Origin of the sequence: Cellulomonas hominis (assembly GCF_005239125.1) — a bacterium.
Taxonomy (GTDB): Bacteria; Actinomycetota; Actinomycetes; order Actinomycetales; family Cellulomonadaceae; genus Cellulomonas; species Cellulomonas hominis_A.
The window spans coordinates 1-4,591 of record NZ_SZYE01000242.1 but is presented as its reverse complement, the minus strand read 5'-3'; the positions used below and the strand labels follow the sequence as shown (position 1 = coordinate 4,591).

9 protein-coding genes are annotated in these 4,591 nt (G+C 76.3%); 3 read left to right on the top strand and 6 right to left on the bottom strand.

The window, feature by feature from the left end:
- Positions 1–291: hypothetical protein (locus tag FA014_RS20275; protein WP_230323373.1), on the top strand; the 291-nt coding region annotated here is incomplete at its 5' end.
- A gap of 308 nt (positions 292–599) precedes the next feature.
- Positions 600–884 carry a hypothetical protein gene (locus FA014_RS17985; protein WP_154730996.1) on the top strand — a complete coding sequence of 95 codons (285 nt, stop codon included), beginning with the start codon at positions 600–602 and terminating at the stop codon, positions 882–884.
- 173 nt (positions 885–1,057) lie between these two features.
- Here FA014_RS17985 and FA014_RS17980 read toward each other — a convergent pair whose 3' ends face one another.
- The 3 genes from FA014_RS17980 to FA014_RS17970 form a co-directional block, all read right to left on the bottom strand.
- Positions 1,058–1,327, bottom strand: a complete 270-nt coding sequence (locus FA014_RS17980; protein WP_154730995.1) for a GlsB/YeaQ/YmgE family stress response membrane protein — start codon at positions 1,325–1,327, stop codon at positions 1,058–1,060.
- A 121-nt stretch (positions 1,328–1,448) separates the two neighbouring features.
- A complete protein-coding gene (locus tag FA014_RS17975; RefSeq protein WP_195969363.1) occupies positions 1,449–1,766 on the bottom strand; it encodes a hypothetical protein in 318 nt (105 codons plus the stop codon).
- A 143-nt stretch (positions 1,767–1,909) separates the two neighbouring features.
- Entirely contained in the window at positions 1,910–2,257 is a 348-nt protein-coding gene (locus FA014_RS17970; RefSeq protein ID WP_154730994.1) for a VOC family protein, read from the bottom strand.
- A gap of 188 nt (positions 2,258–2,445) precedes the next feature.
- On the opposite strand from FA014_RS17970, the gene FA014_RS17965 reads away from it, so the two are divergent.
- Positions 2,446–3,063 (top strand): TetR/AcrR family transcriptional regulator, encoded by a 618-nt coding sequence (locus FA014_RS17965; RefSeq protein WP_154730993.1) that lies wholly within the window; start codon positions 2,446–2,448, stop codon positions 3,061–3,063.
- 30 nt (positions 3,064–3,093) lie between these two features.
- Here the strand turns inward: FA014_RS17965 and FA014_RS17960 are convergent, their stop codons facing one another.
- The 3 genes from FA014_RS17960 to FA014_RS20270 form a co-directional block, all read right to left on the bottom strand.
- Positions 3,094–3,558, bottom strand: coding sequence for an SRPBCC family protein (locus FA014_RS17960; RefSeq protein ID WP_154730992.1), 465 nt, complete (start codon positions 3,556–3,558; stop codon positions 3,094–3,096).
- Complete coding sequence (locus tag FA014_RS17955) at positions 3,555–3,923, bottom strand: ArsR/SmtB family transcription factor (protein ID WP_154730991.1); 369 nt, start codon at positions 3,921–3,923, stop codon at positions 3,555–3,557. Before FA014_RS17955 ends, FA014_RS17960 begins: the two co-directional genes overlap by 4 nt.
- Positions 3,924–3,998: 75 nt before the next feature.
- Positions 3,999–4,591, bottom strand: a 593-nt coding sequence (locus tag FA014_RS20270) for a hypothetical protein (RefSeq protein ID WP_195969362.1), incomplete at its 5' end; no start/stop codon positions are given.

Here is a 4,591-nt window from a genome sequence, read left to right as displayed (position 1 = left end):
ACCGGCACCGCGGCGACCGGTGCGCCCGCCGCCGCGGCGACCACGGCCGCGACCGGTGCGGCGGCCGCGGAGGACCGCCGGGGGGCGCGCGAGGCGACGTCCGGCTCGGGCGAGGAGTCCGGGACGATGATCCTGCCGGCCTACGGCGCGACCCCGGACCCGGCAGCGCACCAGGGCGAGACCGGCGAGACCCAGGTCCAGCCGGCGGTCCCCGCCGACGGCCCGGACGCCGCCGCGAAGCCCCCCACCCGCCGCTCCGTCCGCAGCACCCCCCTCGACCCCCCGCGCTGACCGGACCCCCGCCTCGCTTCACCCCCCAGCCACCCCCGCCGAGACCGCAGCAGGTGCGGGGTTCGCGACCCGCGAACCCCGCACCTGCTGCACGTTCGGCGGAGCGCGGCCGGACGGCGGCCCGGCGCAGGGGGAGCAGGGTGGGGGATCCGCGCGCGCGTGTCCAGCGGACTCCGCGCAGCGGACACCGCCGGTCTTGCCCAGCGGACCCGCGGTTGCGTCCTGCCGCGGGCGCGCCGACGGTGGAAGGGTCCGATGGTCGCGGCGCCCCGGTGCCGCGACCGCCACCGGCCACGAGAGGAGCACCCGTGCTCACCCTGACCGAGAACGCCAGCACCGCCGTCCGCGACCTCACCACCCGCGCGGGTCTCCCCGACTCGGGCGGCCTGCGCATCGCGGAGTCCCAGCAGCAGCTCGGCTCGTTCGAGCTGGCGCTCGTCCCGGAGGCCGTGCCGGGGGACGACGTCATCGACTCGGACGGCGCGACCGTGTTCGTCGCTCCGGAGACGTCGCCGGCGCTGGCCGACCTCACGCTGGACGCCGACCCGTCGGCGACCGGCGCCCCGGGCTTCACCCTGGCCCCGCAGGGCTGAGGGCCAGGCCCGCTCAGACAGACGACGAGGGCCCGCGCAGCCGCTGGTGCGGATGTGCGGGCCCTCGTCGTGCCGGGCGCCCGGGACGGTGTCCCACCGTCCGGGGCCGGTGCCCGGCACGGCCCGGCGACGGTCTCCCACCGTCGCCGGGCCGGGTCACGGCCGGCCGTGCGTCAGGCGCGAGCGCCCTTGCGGCCGGTGAGCGCGCCGTAGATCAGCAGCACGACGATCGAGCCGGCGATGGCGAGCAGCCACGTCTGGATCGAGAAGAAGTCCTCGAGCGGGCGGTCGAACAGCACGCTGCCCAGCCAGCCACCCAGCAGCGCACCCACGACGCCCAGCAGCAGCGTCACGAACCAGCCACCGGCCTGACGCCCCGGCAGGATCGCCTTCGCGATAGCCCCCGCGATCAGACCCAGCAGCAGGAAAGCGAAGAATCCCATCTGGCACCTCCAACGTCTTGTTCGGACGGAGAGAACGGTGGCACGGGTGGCCGCGCTCCGCATCCGGAACGCTCGGCGGGCCCGCTGGTGAGCGGTGCGCGGGCGTCCCCGGGACCGGTCCTCAGGACATCTGGCTCATGACGAGCGCGCCGAGGGCGAAGCCGATGACCGTCGCGACGACGGCCACGATGAGCGCGATCTTGCCGAGGCGCTCCTTGCGGACGACCGCCACGATGCCGGTGACGATGCCGGCGAGGCCGAACACGATCGGCAGGAACAGGATGGCGATCGCCGACAGCACGAACGTGATGATCGACAGCACCGGGGTGCCGGTGCCGGCCGGCGCGGGCGCGCCGTAGCCGGCGGGTCCGGCGGGCGGTGCGGCCGGCGGGGTCGAGGCGGTGGTGCGGTGCGGGTCCTGCCCGTACGGCTGGGTCATGACGTGTCCCCTGTCTGGTTCTCGGCATCGTGCGCATGTCGGGCCGCCATCGGGGCGGCACGCCGAAAACTAGGGCGAACAGGACATCTCCGCCCGCCGAGGCCGCACCATCACCCGGACGGGTGGTGGTGCGGTCGTCCGGCTCAGGCCGCGGGGAGCAGGGCGAAGGCGTTGCCCTCGGGGTCGGTGAGGTTGACCCAGCGGGCGGCGCCGCCGACCGCGCCGAGCCGGCGGGCGCCGAGGCGGACCAGGCGCTCGGACTCGCCCTCGAGGTCGGTGGTGACCAGGTCGAGGTGCAGGGCGTTGCGGACGGTGCCGCCGGTGGGCACGCGGTCGAAGACGAGTCGCGGCGCGCCGGTGTGGTCGAGCAGCTCGGCGTGCTCGGTGCTGGCGCCGGGGGCGACGTCCCGGCCCAGTGCGGCGCCCCAGAACCGGGCGACGGCCTGGGCGTCGTAGGCGTCGAAGGTCACGCCGTGGAAGGTGCTGGCCATGGGGGCCTCCTGAGGTGGGTCGTCGTGGTGCGGGGTTCGCGGGCCGGCGTCGACGGTGCCCGTCCCTCCTGCGGGAGGTGACCGGGCGTCGGTGGCGGCGTACCCTGGAACGGAGGAGCCTCCGTTTCGTGTTCGACTCTAACCGGAGGGCCCTCCGCATCGCAAGACCTAGCCCGAGGAGAAGTCCCGTGACCACCCCGTCCGCCCGCGCCGAGCGACCCGGCGGCACCGCGGCGCGGCCGCTGCGCGCCGACGCCGCCCGCAACCGCGCCCGGCTGCTCGAGTGCGCCGCCACCGCGCTGGCCGAGGACGGCGACGCCCCGCTGGAGTCGATCGCCCAGCAGGCCGGGGTGGGCATCGGCACGCTGTACCGGCACTTCCCCGAGCGCAGCGCCCTGGTCGAGGCGGCCTACCGCCAGGAGGTCAGCGCGCTGTGCGACGCCGCGCCGGCGCTGCTCGACGACGACCGCCCGGCGGTCGAGGCGCTGCGCGAGTGGATGGGCCGGTTCGTCCGGTACGCCGCGACGAAGCGGGGGATGGGCGCGGCGCTGCGCACGGCCGTCGGCTCGGACTCGTCGCTGTTCGCCGACACGAAGGCGCGGATCGTCGCCGCGATCGACGAGCTGCTGGCCGCCGGGCGCGCGGACGGCTCGGTGCGCCCCGACGTCGACGGCGAGCAGGTGATGCTGGCGATGGGCGGCGTGTGGAACGTGCCCGACTCGGACCGGTGGGCCGAGCGCGTGCGCGGGCTGCTCGACCTGGTGGTCGACGGCCTGCGGTACGGCGCGGGCGACGCCCGCCCCTGACGTCGGCCGGGGCGGGCGCCGCGCCCGGCCTCAGGCGCGCGCCAGGTACGCGCCGATCCGGTCGAACGCGCCCTGCCAGGCGTGCTCGGCGAAGAAGTCCCGGATCTCCGGGGTCGGGAAGCCGCTCTGCACCACGCTCATCAGCGTGCCACCGTCGACGGCCTCGAACGTGACCACCACGCGCGTGGTCATCGTCGCCCCGTCCGGGCTGCTGCCGACCGACTCCGTCACCAGCCGGTGCGGGCGGTCGATCTCCAGGAACGTCTGCGTCTCGCGGAACAGCTCGTCGCGGCTCGGGCCCCAGACCGCGGTCTGCTGCCCGCCGACCCGCAGGTCGACCTCGATCTCGACGATCCCCGGCTCGGTGTCCAGGATCGCGAACCAGACCCGCTGCTTCTCGGCGTCGGTGTACGCGTCGAAGACCTCGTCCGGCGTGGCGGGCAGGACGCGCTGGGCCCGCAGCTCGAGGTCGGTGGCGTCGGTCTCGGTGGTCATGTGACAGGTCCTTCCGTGGGGTGGGCGCCGCCGTCCTCCCGGCCGCGCTGCAGGGTGAAGAAGGCCTCGAGCCCGTCCAGCCGGCGCTCCCACAGCCGCTGGTAGAACCCGATCCAGGACATCGCGTCGTCCAGCCGCTCCGCCCCGAGGCGGCACTGCCGGGCGCGCCCGACCTTCTCGGTGACGACCAGGCCCGCGTCCTCGAGCACCCGCACGTGCTTCGTCATGCCGGTGAGGGTGATGCCGTACGGCTCGGCGAGCTGCCCGATGGTGGCGGGGCCGTCGCCGAGGCGCACGAGGACGTCGCGCCGGGTCGCGTCGGACAGGGCGGCGAACACCTCGTCCAGGCGCTGTTGCTGAACCATGTGGTTCACAGTAACGCTGAACCGATCGGTGCACAATGGCGCGCTCGCGGCATCGGTGCGCCCGCGCCTCCGGGGTCAGGCGCGGGCGCGCCGGTACGACGGCAGGCGGAGCCGGGCGGCCCACCCCGGAACCCGGAGGTCGCCCGGGACGTGCAGCACCGGGTCGAACCGCAGCCCCGGGTCGTCCCGGTCGCCCGGCCGCGCCGGGCACACCAGCCGGCCGAGGCGGTACCAGCGGCCGCCGGGGCGCGCCGAGAGCAGCACCAGGTCCACGCCGCCGTCCCGCGGGGCGCCGGGCGACGGCACCGCCGCGACGAGCAGCGGGCGCCCGTCCGCGTCCAGGAACGGCATCAGCGTCCCGTGCGGCCCGGCGAGCGGCCGGGTCCGCGGCACCAGGACGAACCGGGAGAGCCGGCCGAGGCCGGTGCCGGACAGCAGGAGGTCGTGGGTCTGCCCGCCGAGCTGCCACCGGACCGCCACCCCGAACACGTCGGGCAGCGGGGCGGGCAGCCCGGCGGCCCGGGACACCCGGGCGACCGCCGGGACGACGAGCGGCGCGCCGAGCTCGCGCGCGCCCGGCGCCCCGGCGTCGTCCACGAGCAGGGTGCCGCGCCGGACGACGCCGCGCGGGTGCAGCGGCCGCGGGGACGGCCGGACGCGGTCGACCG

Bases quoted from the DNA above. Each gene is read 5' to 3' on its own strand.
- FA014_RS17970 (WP_154730994.1), bottom strand. From the start codon at position 2,257: ATGGCCAGCACCTTCCACGGCGTGACCTTCGACGCCTACGACGCCCAG.
- FA014_RS17960 (WP_154730992.1), bottom strand. From the start codon at position 3,558: ATGACCACCGAGACCGACGCCACCGACCTCGAGCTGCGGGCCCAGCGC.
- FA014_RS17955 (WP_154730991.1), bottom strand. From the start codon at position 3,923: ATGGTTCAGCAACAGCGCCTGGACGAGGTGTTCGCCGCCCTGTCCGAC.
- FA014_RS17980 (WP_154730995.1), bottom strand. From the start codon at position 1,327: ATGGGATTCTTCGCTTTCCTGCTGCTGGGTCTGATCGCGGGGGCTATC.
- FA014_RS17975 (WP_195969363.1), bottom strand. From the start codon at position 1,766: ATGACCCAGCCGTACGGGCAGGACCCGCACCGCACCACCGCCTCGACC.